The 16,340-nt window shown below is 68.3% G+C and carries 15 protein-coding genes; 8 read left to right on the plus strand and 7 right to left on the minus strand.

Annotated features, from left to right (window positions below; genetic code table 11):
- Positions 1–65: 65 nt before the first annotated feature.
- The 6 genes from BN2156_RS07855 to BN2156_RS07880 all read left to right on the plus strand — a co-directional run bounded on the left by BN2156_RS07855 (position 66) and on the right by BN2156_RS07880 (position 5,867).
- The gene (locus BN2156_RS07855; protein ID WP_090512100.1) at positions 66–941 is read left to right on the plus strand and encodes a peptidylprolyl isomerase; all 876 of its coding nucleotides are present in this window, start codon (positions 66–68) and stop codon (positions 939–941) included.
- A gap of 122 nt (positions 942–1,063) precedes the next feature.
- Positions 1,064–1,954: a peptidylprolyl isomerase gene (locus tag BN2156_RS07860; RefSeq protein WP_090512103.1), complete on the plus strand. Its 891-nt coding sequence runs from the start codon at positions 1,064–1,066 to the stop codon at positions 1,952–1,954.
- A 17-nt stretch (positions 1,955–1,971) separates the two neighbouring features.
- Entirely contained in the window at positions 1,972–3,084 is a 1,113-nt protein-coding gene (locus BN2156_RS07865) for a preprotein translocase subunit SecD (RefSeq protein WP_090512105.1), read from the plus strand.
- A 32-nt stretch (positions 3,085–3,116) separates the two neighbouring features.
- Positions 3,117–4,691, plus strand: a complete 1,575-nt coding sequence (locus BN2156_RS07870; protein ID WP_162839210.1) for an HD domain-containing phosphohydrolase — start codon at positions 3,117–3,119, stop codon at positions 4,689–4,691.
- Between the two features lie 82 nt (positions 4,692–4,773).
- Positions 4,774–5,136: a DsrE family protein gene (locus BN2156_RS07875; protein WP_090515644.1), complete on the plus strand. Its 363-nt coding sequence runs from the start codon at positions 4,774–4,776 to the stop codon at positions 5,134–5,136.
- Positions 5,091–5,867, plus strand: coding sequence for a hypothetical protein (locus BN2156_RS07880; protein ID WP_162839211.1), 777 nt, complete (start codon positions 5,091–5,093; stop codon positions 5,865–5,867). The genes BN2156_RS07875 and BN2156_RS07880 overlap by 46 nt, the downstream gene beginning before the upstream one ends.
- Here the strand turns inward: BN2156_RS07880 and BN2156_RS07885 are convergent.
- The 6 genes from BN2156_RS07885 to yajC form a co-directional block, all read right to left on the minus strand.
- A complete protein-coding gene (locus BN2156_RS07885) occupies positions 5,851–8,202 on the minus strand; it encodes a RelA/SpoT family protein (RefSeq protein ID WP_090512108.1) in 2,352 nt (783 codons plus the stop codon). The genes BN2156_RS07880 and BN2156_RS07885 overlap by 17 nt on opposite strands.
- Positions 8,203–8,241: 39 nt before the next feature.
- Positions 8,242–8,775 carry an adenine phosphoribosyltransferase gene (locus BN2156_RS07890; RefSeq protein ID WP_090512111.1) on the minus strand — a complete coding sequence of 178 codons (534 nt, stop codon included), beginning with the start codon at positions 8,773–8,775 and terminating at the stop codon, positions 8,242–8,244.
- Positions 8,772–10,439 carry an ABC transporter substrate-binding protein gene (locus BN2156_RS07895; protein ID WP_090512113.1) on the minus strand — a complete coding sequence of 556 codons (1,668 nt, stop codon included), beginning with the start codon at positions 10,437–10,439 and terminating at the stop codon, positions 8,772–8,774. Before BN2156_RS07895 ends, BN2156_RS07890 begins: the two co-directional genes overlap by 4 nt.
- Before the next feature lie 5 nt (positions 10,440–10,444).
- Positions 10,445–11,710: a protein translocase subunit SecF gene (secF, locus tag BN2156_RS07900; RefSeq protein WP_090515648.1), complete on the minus strand. Its 1,266-nt coding sequence runs from the start codon at positions 11,708–11,710 to the stop codon at positions 10,445–10,447.
- A 4-nt stretch (positions 11,711–11,714) separates the two neighbouring features.
- The gene (secD, locus tag BN2156_RS07905) at positions 11,715–13,553 is read right to left on the minus strand and encodes a protein translocase subunit SecD (protein WP_090512116.1); all 1,839 of its coding nucleotides are present in this window, start codon (positions 13,551–13,553) and stop codon (positions 11,715–11,717) included.
- 72 nt (positions 13,554–13,625) lie between these two features.
- Positions 13,626–13,979: a preprotein translocase subunit YajC gene (gene yajC / locus BN2156_RS07910; protein ID WP_090512118.1), complete on the minus strand. Its 354-nt coding sequence runs from the start codon at positions 13,977–13,979 to the stop codon at positions 13,626–13,628.
- A 161-nt stretch (positions 13,980–14,140) separates the two neighbouring features.
- On the opposite strand from yajC, the gene gabT reads away from it, so the two are divergent.
- Positions 14,141–15,481 carry a 4-aminobutyrate--2-oxoglutarate transaminase gene (gabT, locus tag BN2156_RS07915; protein WP_090512121.1) on the plus strand — a complete coding sequence of 447 codons (1,341 nt, stop codon included), beginning with the start codon at positions 14,141–14,143 and terminating at the stop codon, positions 15,479–15,481.
- A gap of 4 nt (positions 15,482–15,485) precedes the next feature.
- Here gabT and BN2156_RS07920 read toward each other — a convergent pair whose 3' ends face one another.
- Positions 15,486–16,106: a hypothetical protein gene (locus tag BN2156_RS07920; RefSeq protein ID WP_090512124.1), complete on the minus strand. Its 621-nt coding sequence runs from the start codon at positions 16,104–16,106 to the stop codon at positions 15,486–15,488.
- A 68-nt stretch (positions 16,107–16,174) separates the two neighbouring features.
- On the opposite strand from BN2156_RS07920, the gene BN2156_RS30670 reads away from it, so the two are divergent.
- On the plus strand, positions 16,175–16,315 hold the full coding sequence (locus BN2156_RS30670) for a hypothetical protein (protein ID WP_159402826.1): 141 nt from the start codon (positions 16,175–16,177) through the stop codon (positions 16,313–16,315).
- The last annotated feature ends 25 nt before the right edge of the window (positions 16,316–16,340 follow it).

Consider the following 16,340-nt stretch of genomic DNA (forward strand, 5'->3'; position numbering starts at 1 on the left):
CGGCACCCGGGTTCGCCTGGCAGACTCGTCACCGATCCCAACCGCTCACAAGGAGGACTGCTGCGGTGCCGACCAACCAAGAACGGCGCGAGACCGCCAAGCGCAAGCTGGAAGAACAGCTGGAGCGCCGCGCCGCCCAGGAACGCAAACGTCGCATCCTGACGATCGCGGGCTCGGCCGTCGCGGCCGTCGTCCTCATCGGGGCTGTCGTGGCCACGTTCGTGTTCACCAGCAAGGACTCGGGCAGCACCACCGCCTCGGCGGAGACCACCACCGCAACCTCGGGAGTCCCGGCCCAGCCCGCCGCCAACGGTCAGCTGCCGGCCTTCGTCGCACCCGCCGACCTGGGGGCCAACTGCCAGTACCCGGCAGCGGGCCCGGCCAGCAAGCAGAACACCCCGCCGCGTACCGGCAAGGTTCCCACCGATCCGGCCACGGTCAGCGTCAGCATGGTCACCACCCAGGGCAACATCGGGCTGCAGCTCGACAACGGCAAGGCACCGTGCACGGTCAACAGCTTCGCCAGCCTGGCGGGGCAGAACTACTTCAACGACACCCCATGCCACCGCCTGACCACGGGCGGCCTGTCGGTGCTGCAGTGCGGTGACCCGACCGGCCAGGGCACCGGCGGCCCCGGCTACCAGTTCGCCAACGAGTACCCGACCAACCAGTACCAGCCGGACAACCCGGCGCTGCAGCAGCCGGTCCTCTACCCGCGCGGCACAGTGGCCATGGCCAACGCCGGGCCGAACACCAACGGCAGTCAGTTCTTCCTGGTGTACCAGGATTCGCAGCTGCCCCCTGGCTACACCGTGTTCGGCAAGATCGACGACACCGGCCTGGCCACCCTCGACAAGATCGCGGCAGCCGGGGTCGCCGGCGGCGGACCCGACGGCAAGCCGGCGCTGGACGTCCAGCTGAAGTCCGTGGCACTGGATTAGATCGGCAGCCATTGACTGTCCCGCCCCCTTACGGCGGTTACCAGCCGGACGATCCCAGTTCCGCGCCGGGTTACCCGGCGGGATATCCGGCTGGTTATCCCCCGCCCGCCCACACCAACGGCATGGCGGTCGCATCACTGGTGTGTGCGGTGCTGTTCGCGCCGCTGGGCATCGTGCTGGGACACCTCTCGCTCTCGCAGCTGAAACGCAGCGGTGAACAGGGCCGCGGCATCGCGATCGCGGGCCTGGTGATCGGATACGTGATGACGGCGCTGGCGATCGTGCTGGTGGTGTTGGGGCTGGTGTTCGCGTTCATCGCCGTCAAAGTCGCCGAGGACATGCCCGCGCAGGACCGCTACACCGCGTCCCCTGGGGCGGGCCAGGAACTGCCCGCATTCGCCCCGCCGAAGAATCTCGGGGCCAACTGCCAGTACCCGGCCACCACCGAACCGGCCGCCAGGCCGGCCTCTCCGCCGCGCACCGGCACGGTGCCGACCGAACCGGCCACGGTGGAAGCCGGCATCGTCACCGATCGCGGCAGCATCGGCCTGCAGCTGGCCAACGGCAAGGCGCCGTGCACGGTGAACAACTTCGCCAGCCTGGCCGCTCAGGGGTTCTTCGACGGCACCCAATGCCATCGGCTGACCACCGGCACCCTGGCGGCACTGCAATGCGGTGATCCCTCGGGCAGTGGCACCGGCGGGCCCGGATACCGATTCCCCAACGAGTACCCGACCAACCAGTACCGGCTCTCGGATCCCGCGGTGGAGCGGCCGGTGCTCTATCCGCGCGGCACGGTGGCCATGGCCAACGCCGGGCCGGGCACCAACGGCAGCCAGTTCTTCCTGGTGTACGAGGATTCCATGCTGCCGCCGACCTACACGGTGTTCGGCACCGTCGACAAGACCGGACTGGCCACCCTCGACGCGATCGCCGCGGGTGGGGTTGCCGACGGCAGCGACGACGGCAGGCCCGCAACACCGGTGACCATCGAATCGGCGAACGTGGGCTGAGCTGCGAGGAGATTGCGGTGTCCGATCCAATACCGTTCCAATATCCCCCACCGCAATTCCCGCCGCCCGGGCACAGCGGAACCACCGCGTTGACGCGCATTCTCGGCGCGCTGTTCCTGGTGGTACCCGTCGGCGGCTACGCGGCAGCGGTGTTCTGGACCGGGCACATCTGGCAGAACCGGGAAGCCACCCGCATGACGTATTCGACCGCGACCTCGAACGGCTCACCGCCGCCACCTGATGCCCTGGCGAAGACGCGCGAGGTCGTCGAGAACCGCTTGCACGGGATGGGGTTCTCCGGATCCGAGGTGGCCACCGACGGGAGCACCTTGGTGGTCACGATCCCGAGTCGCGATCCGGACGCGGTACGGGACATCACCATGCCGGGCCAACTGGCGATCCGTCCGGTGGTCCACGCGATGCCCGCCAAACCCGGATCGTCGCCCGCACCCACGTCGACACCCGCGCCCCGTGCAACGAAACCCGATCAGGCGCAACGGATTTCCGATGAGAAGCAACTTCGGCAGGCCACCAACCCGTCGATGCAGATCCTGGCGCTGCAGTTCCAGGCCACCCGCTGTGGCGACGATGACGTGCTCGCCGGACACGATGACCCGAACCTGCCGCTGGTCACCTGCTCCGACGACGGGGAAACGGTCTACCTGCTGGACCGGTCGGTCATGAGCGGCGCGGAGATCACCGATGCCGACTCGGGGTACAGCGAGGACGCGGGCCGATATGTCGTCGACGTGGCGTTCACCGGCGCCGGAACCAAGACCTGGGCGGATTTCACCACGGCCAACATCGGCACCCAGACCGCGTTCACCCTCGACACCCGTGTGGTCAGCGCTCCGGAGATCCGTGAGGCCATCACCGGTGGGCGCGTCCAGATCACCGGCGACTTCACTGCCGATTCGGCGCGCGCGCTCGCCGGCGTCCTGGAATCGGGGTCGCTGCCCTTCTCGTTGTCCCCGGAGTCCTCCGAGGACGCGACGCTGCCCCCGACGATGCTCTCCAAACTGCTGCGCGGGCTGATCATCGCGGTGGGGATCGGCGTTCTGGCGATCACGATCGCCGGTGTGGTGTACCTCGCCTGGCGCAGGCCCGGCCCCGCTGTGCAGATGTACTGATCGGCTCGCCTGTTGGTCCTATGCTCACCGGTATGGATCGCGGCAGCCGGGATTCGGGGATCTCCCTGGCCGAGCTGCTGAGCGCCTTCTCGTTCGCCATGGATCTCGGTCTGGGCCAGCCGATGGAACACGTGCTGCGCTCGTGGCGGCTGGCCGCTCGCCTGGGCGAGCGTGTCGGTCTGGTGGCCGAGCAACGGGCCGATCTCTACTACACGGCGGTGTTGGCCTGGGTGGGCTGCATCTCGGATGCCCCCGAGGTAGCGGCGTGGTTCGGCGACGACATCGCGTTTCGCTCGGACAGCTACCGCGTCGATCTGGGCGGGCTGCGCGGTGCGACATTCATGCTGTCGCATGCCGGTTCAGCCGGCCCGCTACTGAGCCGGGTACGTAAGACGGCGACGCTGATCGGCACCGGTGGCCGCGATGTCGAGCAGGGGCTGATGTCGCACTGCCTGAGCACCTCGACGATGGCCGAGCGCCTCGGTCTGGATGCCGCCGTCGGAGACGCCCTGCGCCAGTTCTTCGCACGGTGGGACGGCAAAGGGGTGCCCGCCGGTCTGGGCGGCGAGGCGATCGCCTTGCCGATCAGACTCTTTCACCTCGCCGACGTGGCCGAGGTGGTGCACCGTGACGCCGGGGTGGCCGCCGCGGTCGACGTCGCCAGGTCGCGCCGGGGCACCCAGTTCGACCCCGCCGTGGTCGACGCATTCTGTGCTGCCGCAGCCGATCTGCTGTCCGAGGGCGACGACGAGGCGGACTGCCACGATCTGGTCGCCGCCGATCCGGCGCTGCAGCGCCGGCTCACCAACGGCCAACTCGACTCGGCGCTGGAGGTGTTCGCCGATTTCACCGACCTTCGCTCACCGCACCGCGCCGGGCATTCTCGCGCCGTGGCCGAACTCGCGGCGAAGGCCGCGAACACCGCGGGGCTGACCGAAGACGACGTGACCCTGGTGCGGCGCGCCGCACTGCTGCACGACATCGGCCTGCACGGCGTGCCGGCCACGGTCACGGACAAGCCCGGGAAGCTCAGCGCCGCCGACCATGAACGACTGCGGCTGAGTTCGTATTACACCGAACGGGTGCTGGCCCGCCCGGCCGCGGTGGCGCGCATCGGTGCGGTCGCGTCGCTGGCCTATGAACGGATGGACGGCTCGGGAGCGCACCGCGGCTTGTCGGGGCCGTCGATTCCCGTCACCGGCCGCATCCTCGCCGCGGCGGACTGCTACCGGGCCATGACCGAACCGCGGCCGTACCGGCCGGCCTTGTCCGCCAAGGCCGCAAGTTCGGAACTACGGGCCGAGGCACGTCGCGGACGGCTGGACGGGGCGGCCGTCGATGCCGTTCTCGAAGCCGCCGGAGGACCCCGACCCCGACGCCGCGTGGGTCCGGACGGGCTGACACCGCGGGAGATCGAGGTGCTGGGGCTGATCGCCCGCGGCGCGTCCACCAGACAGGTGGCGACCGCCCTGGGGATCAGCCCGAAGACCGCCGGCACCCACATCGAGCGCATCTACACCAAGACCGGTTCCTCGACCCGCAGCACCGCCACCCTCTACGCCGTTACGCACGGCCTGCTGGACACGGTGGCCGACGCCGAAAAGTAGGGCAAATGCCCGACGACACGGGGTTTGCGGGCTCCTAGCGTTCACCTCACGACCCGCACAAATGCAAAGTGAGGATCCCCCGATGCCAAAAGCCGTCATCAGCCTGTCCACCGGGCTGGAAGACCCCGAGAAGGTCACCGTCGCCTACCTGGTCGCCGTCGGCGCTGCCGAGACCGGGCGGGACACCCTGATGTTCCTGACCAAAGAAGCCGTCCGGCTCGCGATCACCGGAACCGCGGTCGCCGTGGCCTGCCACGGGTGCCCGCCGTTGGCGGATCTGCTGCGCCGCTACGAGGCGGCCGGCGGCAGGTACTTCGTCTGCCCGATCTGCTTCGAGGCCAAGCAACTTGACAGCGAAGCCCTCATCGGCGGCGCGGAACTGCAGGGCACGATCCCGATGTGGCAGTGGATCGGCGACGAGCCAGCCACCACCTTCAGCTACTGACGACCATGCTGAATCTGGCTTCGCACCTGTCGAATCTGCCCGAACACTGTGGGCAGGCCCCATGGCCCGGCCACGAATACGTCAAGGGCTGGGGCGTTTTCGGCCTGCCCTTCGACAGCGGCCATGTGCTGGCGCTGCGGGTGTTCCCGGAGAACGACTTCGGGCCCTACCGCACCGTGTGGCACCGTGACCCGTCCGGCCGGTGGTCGATTTTCGTGCACGGCGACCGCCTCGACACCGCCTGCCCCCGCTACTACGGTCCCGCATGCACCTACACCGGATTTGCCGAGATCACCCTGGATTGGACCGGACCCGCATCGCTGCGGGTCACGGTCGACCGTCCGGCACTGGACTGGACCCTGACCGCCACGGCTAATCCGTTGCTGCGCACCATGAATGCGGTCAGCCGACGTCTCCCCCTGAGCACCTGGCGGCCGCGGCCGCTGGTGCGGGCACGCGAGGCGCTGGCCGCCGGGCTGGGAATGGGCCAGGTACGCATGACGGGCGTCATGCCGAGCGGGCACGTCGGAACCCTCATGCCCCAACAGATGTACCTCATCACCGAGGCTTCGGCCACCCTCGGCGGCCACGGCTTGGGCCGGCCGGCACGGCTGGACACCAACCCGATGATCGGTGAAGTGACACTGCCCGCCCGCGGCGTGCTGGCCATCGGCCAGGCGGTGTGGCAGATCCCGGTACCGGATCGGTTGGGTGTCAGGCCGCGGAGGTGACGCGGTAGACGTCGTAGACGCCTTCCACGTTGCGCACCACGCTGAGCAGGTGGCCGAGATGTTTGGGGTCACCCATCTCGAAGGTGAACCGGCTGATCGCCACCCGGTCGTTGGAGGTGGTCACCGACGCCGAGAGGATGTTGACCTTCTCGTCGGCCAGCACCCGGGTGACGTCGGAGAGCAGACGGTGCCGGTCCAGTGCCTCGACCTGGATGGCCACCAGGAACACCGATGACGGCGACGGCGCCCAGTTCACCTCGATGATGCGTTCCGACTGTTGTTGCAGAGACGCCGCATTGGTGCAGTCGGTACGGTGCACGCTGACCCCACCGCCGCGCGTCACGAAACCCATGATGGTGTCACCGGGTACCGGGGTGCAGCACTTGGCGAGCTTGGTCAGGGTCCCCGGCGCTCCCGGCACCGCGACGCCCGTGTCGTCGGTGCTGCGCTGGCGCACCGGCATGGTCAGCGGGGTGGACCGCTCGGCGAGTTCGTCCTCGGCCGCATCGTCGCCGCCGAACTGGGCCAGCAGACGCTGCACCACATGACGCGCCGAGACGTGGCCCTCGCCGACCGCGGTGTACAGCGCCGAGACGTCGGTGTAACGCAACTCCCGGGCCAGGGCACCCATGGTGTCGGCATTGATCAAGCGCTGCAACGGAAGTCCGCCACGGCGCACCTCGCGCGCGATGGCGTCCTTACCGGACTCCAGCGCCTCTTCGCGCCGTTCCTTGGCGAACCACTGCCGGATCTTGGCCTTCGCCCGCGGTGACACCACGAACGTCTGCCAGTCGCGCGACGGCCCGGCGTTGGGGGCCTTCGAGGTGAACACCTCGACCACCTCGCCGTTCTCCAGCTTGCGCTCCAGGGCGACGAGCCGGCCGTTGACCCGGGCGCCGATACAGCGGTGCCCCACCTCGGTGTGTACCGCGTAGGCGAAGTCGACCGGGGTCGATCCGGTGGGCAGGTTGATCACGTCACCCTTGGGGGTGAAGACGAAGATCTCTTGTACCGCAAGGTCATAACGCAACGACTCGAGGAACTCGCCGGGGTCGGCGGCCTCCCGCTGCCAGTCGAGCAGCTGGCGCATCCAGGCCATGTCGTCGATCTCGGTCGCGGCGTGGCTCTGCGGAACGCCGTTGCGGCCCTTGGCTTCCTTGTAGCGCCAGTGCGCGGCGATGCCGTACTCGGCGGTGCGGTGCATGTCGCGGGTACGGATCTGCACCTCCAGCGGCTTGCCCTCGGGGCCGACCACGGTGGTGTGCAGCGACTGGTAGACGCCGTAGCGCGGCTGGGCGATGTAGTCCTTGAACCGGCCCGCCATCGGTTGCCAGAGTGAGTGCACGACGCCGACGGCCGCGTAACAGTCGCGGATCTCGTCGCACAGGATCCGGACACCGACGAGGTCGTGGATGTCGTCGAAGTCGCGGCCCTTGACGATCATCTTCTGGTAGATCGACCAGTAATGCTTGGGCCGGCCCTCGACGACCGCGTTGATCTTCATCGCGCTCAGCGCCACGCCGATCTCGGCGCGCACCTTGGCCAGATAGGTGTCGCGTGACGGTGCCCGGTCGGCGACCAGCCGCACGATCTCCTCGTACTTCTTCGGGTGCAGGATCGCGAACGACAGGTCCTCGAGCTCCCACTTGACCGTTGCCATGCCGAGCCGATGAGCCAGCGGCGCAATCACTTCCAGTGTCTCGCGGGCCTTGCGCGCCTGCTTCTCCGGTGGCAGGAACCGCATGGTGCGCATGTTGTGCAGCCGGTCGGCCACCTTGATGACCAGCACCCGCGGGTCGCGGGCCATGGCGATGATCATCTTGCGGATCGTCTCGCCCTCGGCAGCCGAGCCGAGCACCACCTTGTCCAGCTTGGTGACGCCGTCGACGAGGTGGCCCACCTCGGACCCGAACTCGGCGGTCAGGGCCTCCAGCGTGTACCCGGTGTCCTCCACTGTGTCGTGCAACAGGGCGGCCACCAGCGTGGTGGTGTCCATTCCGAGCTCGGCCAGGATGTTGGCCACCGCCAGCGGATGGGTGATGTAGGGATCGCCGGACTTGCGGAGCTGGTCGGCATGACGCTGCTCGGCGACGTCGTAGGCACGCTGCAGCAACTGCAGGTCGGCCTTCGGGTAGATCTCGCGGTGTACCGCGACGAGCGGCTCCAGGACCGGGTTGACGGCACTGCGCTGCGCCGTCATCCGGCGGGCCAGCCGAGCGCGCACCCGGCGGGAGGCGCTGGTCTTGGCGGCGTCGGGCCCGGTGGCGGCGGGCAACGCCGGCGATGACTGCACCGCCTGGCCCGCACCCGTGTCCGTACCCGTATCGCTGGCCATCGTCACCTCCCGGTGTTGCTCAGAATCCGAGGATATCCCTCATACCGTGTGCAGGCTGCTGACCCGCAACGGTGCCACCACATCCCGGCCACCCAGGGCCGTCAATTCCAGCACCACGGCTGCGCTGACCACATTGGCACCGCCGGCCTCGAGCAGCCGGGTCGCCGCTGCCAGGGTTCCGCCGGTAGCCAGGACGTCGTCGATGATCACAACGTTGAGTCCGGTGATATCAATTCCGTCGGCCGGAATCTCCAGCGTCGCGCTGCCGTATTCGAGCTGATAGGTGACGCTGTGCACCGGTGGCGGCAACTTCCCGCCCTTGCGGACGGCCAGCACACCGGTGCCGAGCCGCGTCGCCACCGCCGCACCCAACAGGAAACCCCGGGCGTCCAGGCCCGCGACCAGATCCGCACCCGCCGCGGTGGCGGCCAGCGCATCGGTCACCGCCGACAGGCCGTCGGCGTCGGCCAGCAATGGGGTGAGGTCCTTGAACTGCACGCCCGGCTCCGGGAAGTCCGGAACCTCCCGGATCATCGTCTTGACGAGCTGCGAGATATCGCCGGGTGTGCTCATGTGGACAGCTTCCAGCGGTCCATGTTCCAGCCTGCCCCCCATCGGGTCGGGTTGCTGCTCACGGCGTACATCTTGGTCGAGGTCAGCACGGTGCGCTGCTGCCGGTACAGCGGCAGGGTCGGCATGTCGTTCCACAGGATGGGTGCGCCCTCCCCTGCCAGCCGGGCCAGTTCCTTCGGGTCGGTCGTGACGGCCTGGGCGTCGATGATGCCGTCGACCCGCTCGTTGAAATAGGCGGGCAGGTTGTTGCCGTTGCCGGAGTGGAACGCATAGGCGTCGATCGCCGAGGACCCCGAGGAGCCGCTGCCCGCGGCCCCGCCGGTGCTCGCCAGCAGTCCGTCGATCTCGTTGTTGCGCAATGCCACCGGCCCGGCTGTCGCCGATCCCGCGTCCTGGACGGTGATACCCGCGGCGGCACACGATTTCGCGATCGCCCCGACCGTGGCCGCCAGCCTGGCGTTGGGTGTCTGATACCCGATGCGCACCGTCAGCGGCTTGTTGTTCAGCGCGGCGCGGGCCGCATCCGGGTTGGCGACGCCGAATTGCGCTGCTTCACCGACGTTTTCGGCCGCACTGAACGCGTCGTCGGCGACGGGACTGAGCCGGGAGTTGATGATGGGTGTCGCGGCGTTGCGGGCGATGACGTCACGCGGCGTGCACAGCGCGACGGCGCGCCGCGCCGGCGGGCCGGCCAGCGGACCGCCCGGCGCGAAGATCAACTGCTCGATGCCGGCCGACGGGCTTTCCATGCTGACGTAGTCGTCGGGGAGGTTGAGCAGGCCCGAGGATCCGGATTCGATGTCGACGACGTCGAAGGATCCCTCGTTGACCCGCTCCTGGATGTCGGCGCCACGGGGCCACACCGCGATGCGGTTGGTGACCGGCGGGGTGCCCCACCATTTGTCGTTGGCGACCAGCACCACCACGCCGTCCTTTGTCACCGAGTCGATCCGGTAGGGGCCCGACGACGGGAACCGCTTGAGGTCGAGGTCTGGCTTGAGATCCCAGACGGTGTTCCACGCCTTGGCGATGCGGTCGATGGTCGGCTGGTCACCGTTTTGCAGCGCGGTGGCCACATCCCCGTCGCCCAGGTCGAGTTCGTCGGCGATGACGTGGGCGGGCATCAGCGAGGTGGCCGCGAACAGATGGGCGTAGTCGAGGAACCCGCGGTCCTGGGCGAACGAGACCCTGGCCCGCTTCTGGCCGGGTGCGCAGTCAACGGACGCGATATCGCGGTATCCGGCCTGGCTGGCGGCGTCGAACACGGGGAACCGGCCGGACTGCGCGCCCCAGGCCAGGACCATGTCGTCACAGGTGATCGGCTTGCCGTCGGAGTAGACCGCCTTGTCGCTGATCACGTAGTCGAGGACCAGCGGGGCGCGCCCCACGACCGACACCGAACCGAAGTCGTTGTCGGCGACCATCTGGCCCTCGGGGCCGTGATAGGCGAACCCGGTCAACGCCCGGGCGAATGCCTGGGGTCCGGCGGACGCGGCGCCGGCCACGGTGTTGGTGTTGTAGGTGGTCAAGGTGCCGTCGACGGCGTAGTCGATCTCGTCGGCCGCACTGTCCGAACACGCCGCGAGTCCCATCGCGGTGACCACGGACAGCGTCGCCGCCGTCACCGCTGTCCGTGCCCGGGCGACGGCCCGCCACTGAACCATGCGGTTTACCGCCGGGTGTTCCGCTTGCCCGACGGACGTCCGGTCCGCGAGGCCGGACGCGAACCCGGCGCCGGCTTGGCCGGTGCGGGCTCGGCCGCGACCGACGCCGATACCGTCTCGGCGCCGGTGGCGGAGGCTTCTGCGTCGGCGGTCTCGGCGGTGTCCTTGGTGGCCGTCGACGCCTTGGCGCCCTTCTCCCGGCGGTTCAGCACCCGCTTGGTGTGCTTGCGCACCAGTTCGGTGCGTTCGCGCAACGACACGAGCAACGGCGTGGCGAAGTAGATCGACGAATAGGTGCCGACGATGACGCCGACCAGCTGCACCAGGGCCAGATCCATCAGGGTTCCGACGCCGAGCAGCCACACCGCGATCACCATCAGCGCCACGATCGGCAACACCGAGATCAAGCTGGTGTTGATCGAGCGCATGAAGGTCTGGTTGATCGCGAGGTTGGCCTGTTCGGCGAAGGTCCGCCGGGTGGTGTGCTCGAAGCCGTTGGTGTTCTCCTCGACCTTGTCGAACACGATGACTGTGTCGTAGAGCGAGAAGCCCAGGATCGTCAGTAGACCGATCACGGTGGCCGGGGTGACCTCGAAGCCGACCAACGAGTACACCCCGGCGGTCACGATCAGGTCGAACGCCAGCGTGGCCATTGCGGCGATCGCCATGTAGCGCTCATAGCGCCACGCGATGTAGATCGACGCCAGAACGACGAAGACCACGAGTGCGATCAACGCCTTCTGGGTGATCTGGCCGCCCCAGGTCTCGGAGACCGCGGAGTCGCTGATCACCTGCTTGCTGGGCTGACCGTCGCCGCCCTTGGGGTGGAACGCGTCGAACAGTGCGGTGCGCAGCTTTTCGGTCTCGTCGTTGGACAACGTCTCCGAACGGATCTGCACGGTCGCCGAGGCGCCGCTGCCGACGAGCACCACCGATTCGGGCGCCCGGTTCAGCGTCTTGTTGAAGACGTCCTCGACCTGTTGGACCGAGACGACCCCGTCGGAACCGGCCGAGGGCATCGACACCTTGGTGCCGCCCTCGAAGTCGATGCCGAAGGTGAACCCGCGCAGCACCATGCTGGCGATCGCGATCGCGACGATGACGCCGCTGACCAGGTACCAGAACTTGCGGCGCCCGACCACCTCGAAGGCGCCGGTGCCGGTGTAGAGCCGGACGAAGAATCCGTGCTTGGGTGCGCCCGAAGCGGATTCGAGGCCGGGTGCCTCGACGGCTTCGGTGGTGTCGATGTCTGTTGTGTCCTTGGCAGCCATCTGACTATCCCCGTCCCGCGGTTGCATGAGAAGCCTCCCGGCGTTCCCGGGCGATCTGCTGGACCGCGCCGAGGCCGTTGAGGGAAGGTTTGGCCATCGTCGGGGACTTGGACGCCAGGTACACCAGCGGCCAGGTCACCAGGAACACCACCACGAGGTCGAGGATGGTGGTCAGTCCCGTGGTGAACGCGAAGCCCTTGACCTGTCCGATCGCCAGGAAGTACAGCACCGCGGCGGCCAGGAAGGTCACGGCGTTGCCGGACACGATGGTCTTGCGGGCGCGGGCCCAGCCTCGCGGAACCGCCGACCGGAACGACCGGCCCTCGCGGATCTCGTCCTTGATGCGTTCGAAGAACACCACGAAGGAGTCCGCGGTCGTTCCGATACCAATGATCAAACCGGCGATACCGGCCAGGTCCAGCGTGTAACCGATGTACCTACCGAGCAGCACGAGAATGGCGAAAACCATTGCGCCGGAAGCAACCAGCGACAAAGCCACCAGCAGACCCAGCACTCGGTAGTACAGCAGTGAGTACAACAGCACCGCCGCCAGGCCGACCGCGCCGGCGATCAGGCCGGCCCGCATCGAGGACAGGCCCAGGGTGGCCGAAACGGTCTCGGCCTCAGACGATTCGAACGACAGTGGCAGCGAACCGTACTTGAGCACGTTGGCCAGTTCCTTGGCCGTGTCTGAGGTGAACTGGCCGGTGATCTGGGTGTTCCCGCCCGGGATGGCCTCCCGGATCTCGGGTGCGCTGACCACCTGCGAGTCCAAGGTGAAGGCGGTCTGGGTGCCCACATTCGCCGCCGTGAAGTCGGCCCAGGTCTTGGCTCCCCCGCTCTTGAAGGTCACGTCGACGACGTACTGGCCCTGCTGCTGGTTCAGGCCGGAGGTGGCGTCGGCGATCTCCTCGCCGCTCATGATCGACTTGCTCAGCAGGTAGACCGTCTGGCCGTCCTGCGAGCAGGTGATCAGCGGCAGGTTCGGGTCGTCGTTGCCGGCCAGCACGTCTTCGTCACCGCAACGGGTCGCCTGGTACTGCAACGCCAGGATCTGGATCGACGGATTGGTGCTCTGCCGCAGTTCCTTCTCGTCGGCAATCCGCTGGGCCAGCGCGGCCTTGGCATCGCCGGGCTTGGGCGGCGCAGGTGGCGCCGGTGCGGGTGCGGGAGCCGGGGCGGGCTCACCCGGAACCGGGGCCGGGGTGGGTTCGCCCGGAGTGGGCGCCGGGTCCAGTGGGTAAGGCCGTGGCTGAGGTGCCGGCACAGGCTCGCCTGCCGGTGGCGCCACCGGTGCCTCACCGGCCGGCGGCGCAACCGGTGCCTCGCCCGGCGCCAGGCCCGGAATCGCGCCCGGGAGACCGGGCACCGCCGGTGCCGCAGGAGCACCGGGGACACCGGGAGCCGCGGGGGCGCCCGGGGCACCGGCACCCGGCTGCGCACCCTGTTCGGCGGGCGGCTTGGCGGGCATCGCGTGCACGACGGGCCGGATGTACAGGCGGGCGGTCTGGCCCAGGTTGCGGGCCTCGCTGCCGTCGTTGCCGGGAACGGTGATCACCAGGTTGTCGCCGTCGATGACGACCTCGGAGCCCGAGACGCCGAGACCGTCGACGCGGGCACTGATGATTTGTTGGGCCTGGTTGAGTGCCTCTCTGGTCGGCGTCGAGCCGTCCGGGGTGCGCGCGGTCAGCGTCACCCGGGTACCGCCCTGCAGGTCAATGCCGAGTTTGGGCTTGGCCTGCTTGTCGCCGGTGAGGAACACCAGCAGATATACGCCGATCAGAAGGACCAGGAAAAGTGTCAGGTAGCGCGCAGGATGCACCGGCGCCGAAGACGATGCCACGTTTCTAGGGTCTCCTCGAGATCAGTTCGTCAGCACCGCAAAGGGTACGTGCTTGTCCTGGGTGCTCTGCGGTCAGTCTTTCTTGAGGCCGTCGGTGTCGGTGACACCGGTGCTCTCGGTCAGCTCGGTCGCCGCCGTCGGGACGTCGGTACCGGCCTCTTCGTCGGTGTCGTCCTCGATACGGTCGCGCACCGCGAGCTTCATCCAGGTGGTGACGACGCCCGGGGCGATCTCCAGGTCGACGTTGTCGTCGGTAATACCGGTGATCGTGCCCTGCAGGCCCGACGTGGTGTGCACGCGATCGCCGATCTGCAGCGAGTTGTGCAGGTCGATGGTCGCCTGCATCGCCTTGCGCTGACGACGCGACGCGAAGAACATGAACGCGCCCATGACGATCAGCAGGGGCAGGAAAATGACGAGATCCATGTCGACTATGTCTTTCGTGTTGTGTCGGATGTCAGGGCGACCGAGGCCACGATACCGCCGCCGACCCGGACCACCGCATTCGCCGCCGACGGGCGGGCTGCGCGGCTAGGCTCAGTACGCGTTCCTTCCGACGCCGCCGCTGATGTATTCAGGAGGCAGAGTTGAGCCATCCCGAGCAGAGCCGCCAGCTGGCCACAACGATCCCGGGCCCCAAATCTGAGGCATTGATCGGCCGGAAGGCGGCCGCCGTCGCCCGGGGTGTCGGGAACACCATGCCGGTTTATGCCGCCCGCGCCGGAGGCGGCATCGTCGAGGACGTCGACGGCAATCGCCTCATCGACCTCGGCTCGGGCATCGCCGTCACCACCATCGGCAACTCGTCGCCCCGCGTGGTCGAGGCGGTTGCCGCGCAAGCCGGCGAGTTCACCCACACGTGCTTCATGGTGACGCCGTACGAGGGGTACGTCGCGGTGTGCGAACAGCTCAACGAGCTGACCCCGGTGCGCGGCGAGAAGCGTTCGGCCTTGTTCAACTCGGGCTCCGAGGCGGTCGAGAACGCCGTCAAGATCGCCCGGTCCTACACCCACAAGCCTGCCGTCGTGGCCTTCGACCACGCCTATCACGGGCGCACCAACCTCACGATGGCGTTGACCGCCAAGTCCATGCCCTACAAGCACGGTTTCGGCCCGTTCGCACCCGAGATCTATCGGGCGCCGTTGTCCTACCCGTACCGCGACGCCGAGTTCGGCAAGGAGCTGGCCACCGACGGTCTCCTTGCGGCCAGGCGCGCGATCGACGTGATGGAAAAGCAGATCGGCGCCGACAACCTGGCCGCCGTCATCATCGAACCCATCCAGGGTGAGGGCGGGTTCATCGTCCCGGCCGACGGATTCCTGCCGGCGCTTTTGGGCTGGTGCCGCGACAACAACGTGGTGTTCATCGCCGACGAGGTGCAAACCGGGTTCGCCCGGACCGGGGCGATGTTCGCGTGTGAACACGAGGGCATCGATCCCGATCTCATCGTCACCGCCAAAGGCATCGCCGACGGGCTGCCGCTGTCCGCGGTCACCGGGCGGGCCGAGATCATGGACTCGCCGCACGTGTCCGGACTCGGCGGCACCTACGGCGGCAACCCGATCGCGTGCGCCGCGGCGCTGGCCACCATCGAAACCATCGAGGCCGACGGACTGATCGAACGCGCGGCCCGCATCGAGGCGTTGATGAAGGACCGGCTGGGCCGGTTGCAGGCCGAGGACGACCGGATCGGCGACGTGCGCGGCCGCGGCGCGATGATCGCCGTCGAACTGGTCAAGGCCGGCACGACCACACCCGACCCCGAGCTGACCAAGGCGCTGTGCGCCGGTGCTCATGCGGCCGGGGTGATCGTGCTGTCCTGCGGCACCTACGGCAACGTACTGCGCTTCCTGCCGCCGCTGACGATCAGCGACGAACTGCTCATCGAGGGACTCGATGTGCTCGAGCTGATCCTGCGCGACCTCTGAGGCGCTAGTGCGCCGGGGTGTGGCGTCCACCGAACAGTCCGCCCCAGCCCCGATGCTTCGGCGCGGTGACGGTTTCGGTCGGCGGCGCATCGGCCACCGCGACGGGTTCGGCCGCTGCCGTCGTCGCGACGGGGCGTTGGGCGTACTCGACGTCACGCACACTGCGAACCGACAACCGGCCCACCGCCATGGCACCGAGGAACACGATCAACGCACCGAGGCCCGAGAAGTAGGCCAGCTCCAGCGTGATCCGCTTGGCGTCGGTCACCGCGATCGGCATCCCGACATCGCCGATGCCCAACGGCCCGGCGAGCGCCCGGCCGATCACGAACCACGCTCCGCCCAAAACGGCCAGCCATGCACCGAAGTGCGCCGTCGCCCGGTTACCCGAGCCCATGAGAAGCAAGCCGCCCAGCGCCGTCACGGCACCCGGAAGCACCTCCAACCAGCCGCGCGCCGACGTCCACACCCAGGCTTGATCCGGGGTGAAGGCGAAGTCGAAGTACGGTCCGATGAACGGGATCAGCGCACCCCAGATTCCCAGTAGAACCAGCAAAAGGCCGCTGGCGGCGCCTCGGCTGCGCCTCATGCGTAGCCGGCCACCGCGGGTATCGAATTCGGTCATGATGCCTCCTTTGACACCCCGGTGGGTACCCCGAACTCAAGCGGGACTAACTCTCCTACCCCGAGGGCATGCGTCTCGTCGGGAGCGCCCTGCGCGATGAACTGGCCGTCGCCTGGGAACGATGGCGGCGTTGGCCGCCACCCGCGACGGCGGTGGAGGCGCTTGCCGGACGGTCGCCCGCACGGGCGGCCGTCCCGGCGATCCGTTGATTCCCGGTTATCAGGCCTTCTCCGG

The sequence above is a fragment of the Mycolicibacterium neworleansense genome, from assembly GCF_001245615.1.
Classification (GTDB): Bacteria; Actinomycetota; Actinomycetes; order Mycobacteriales; family Mycobacteriaceae; genus Mycobacterium; species Mycobacterium neworleansense.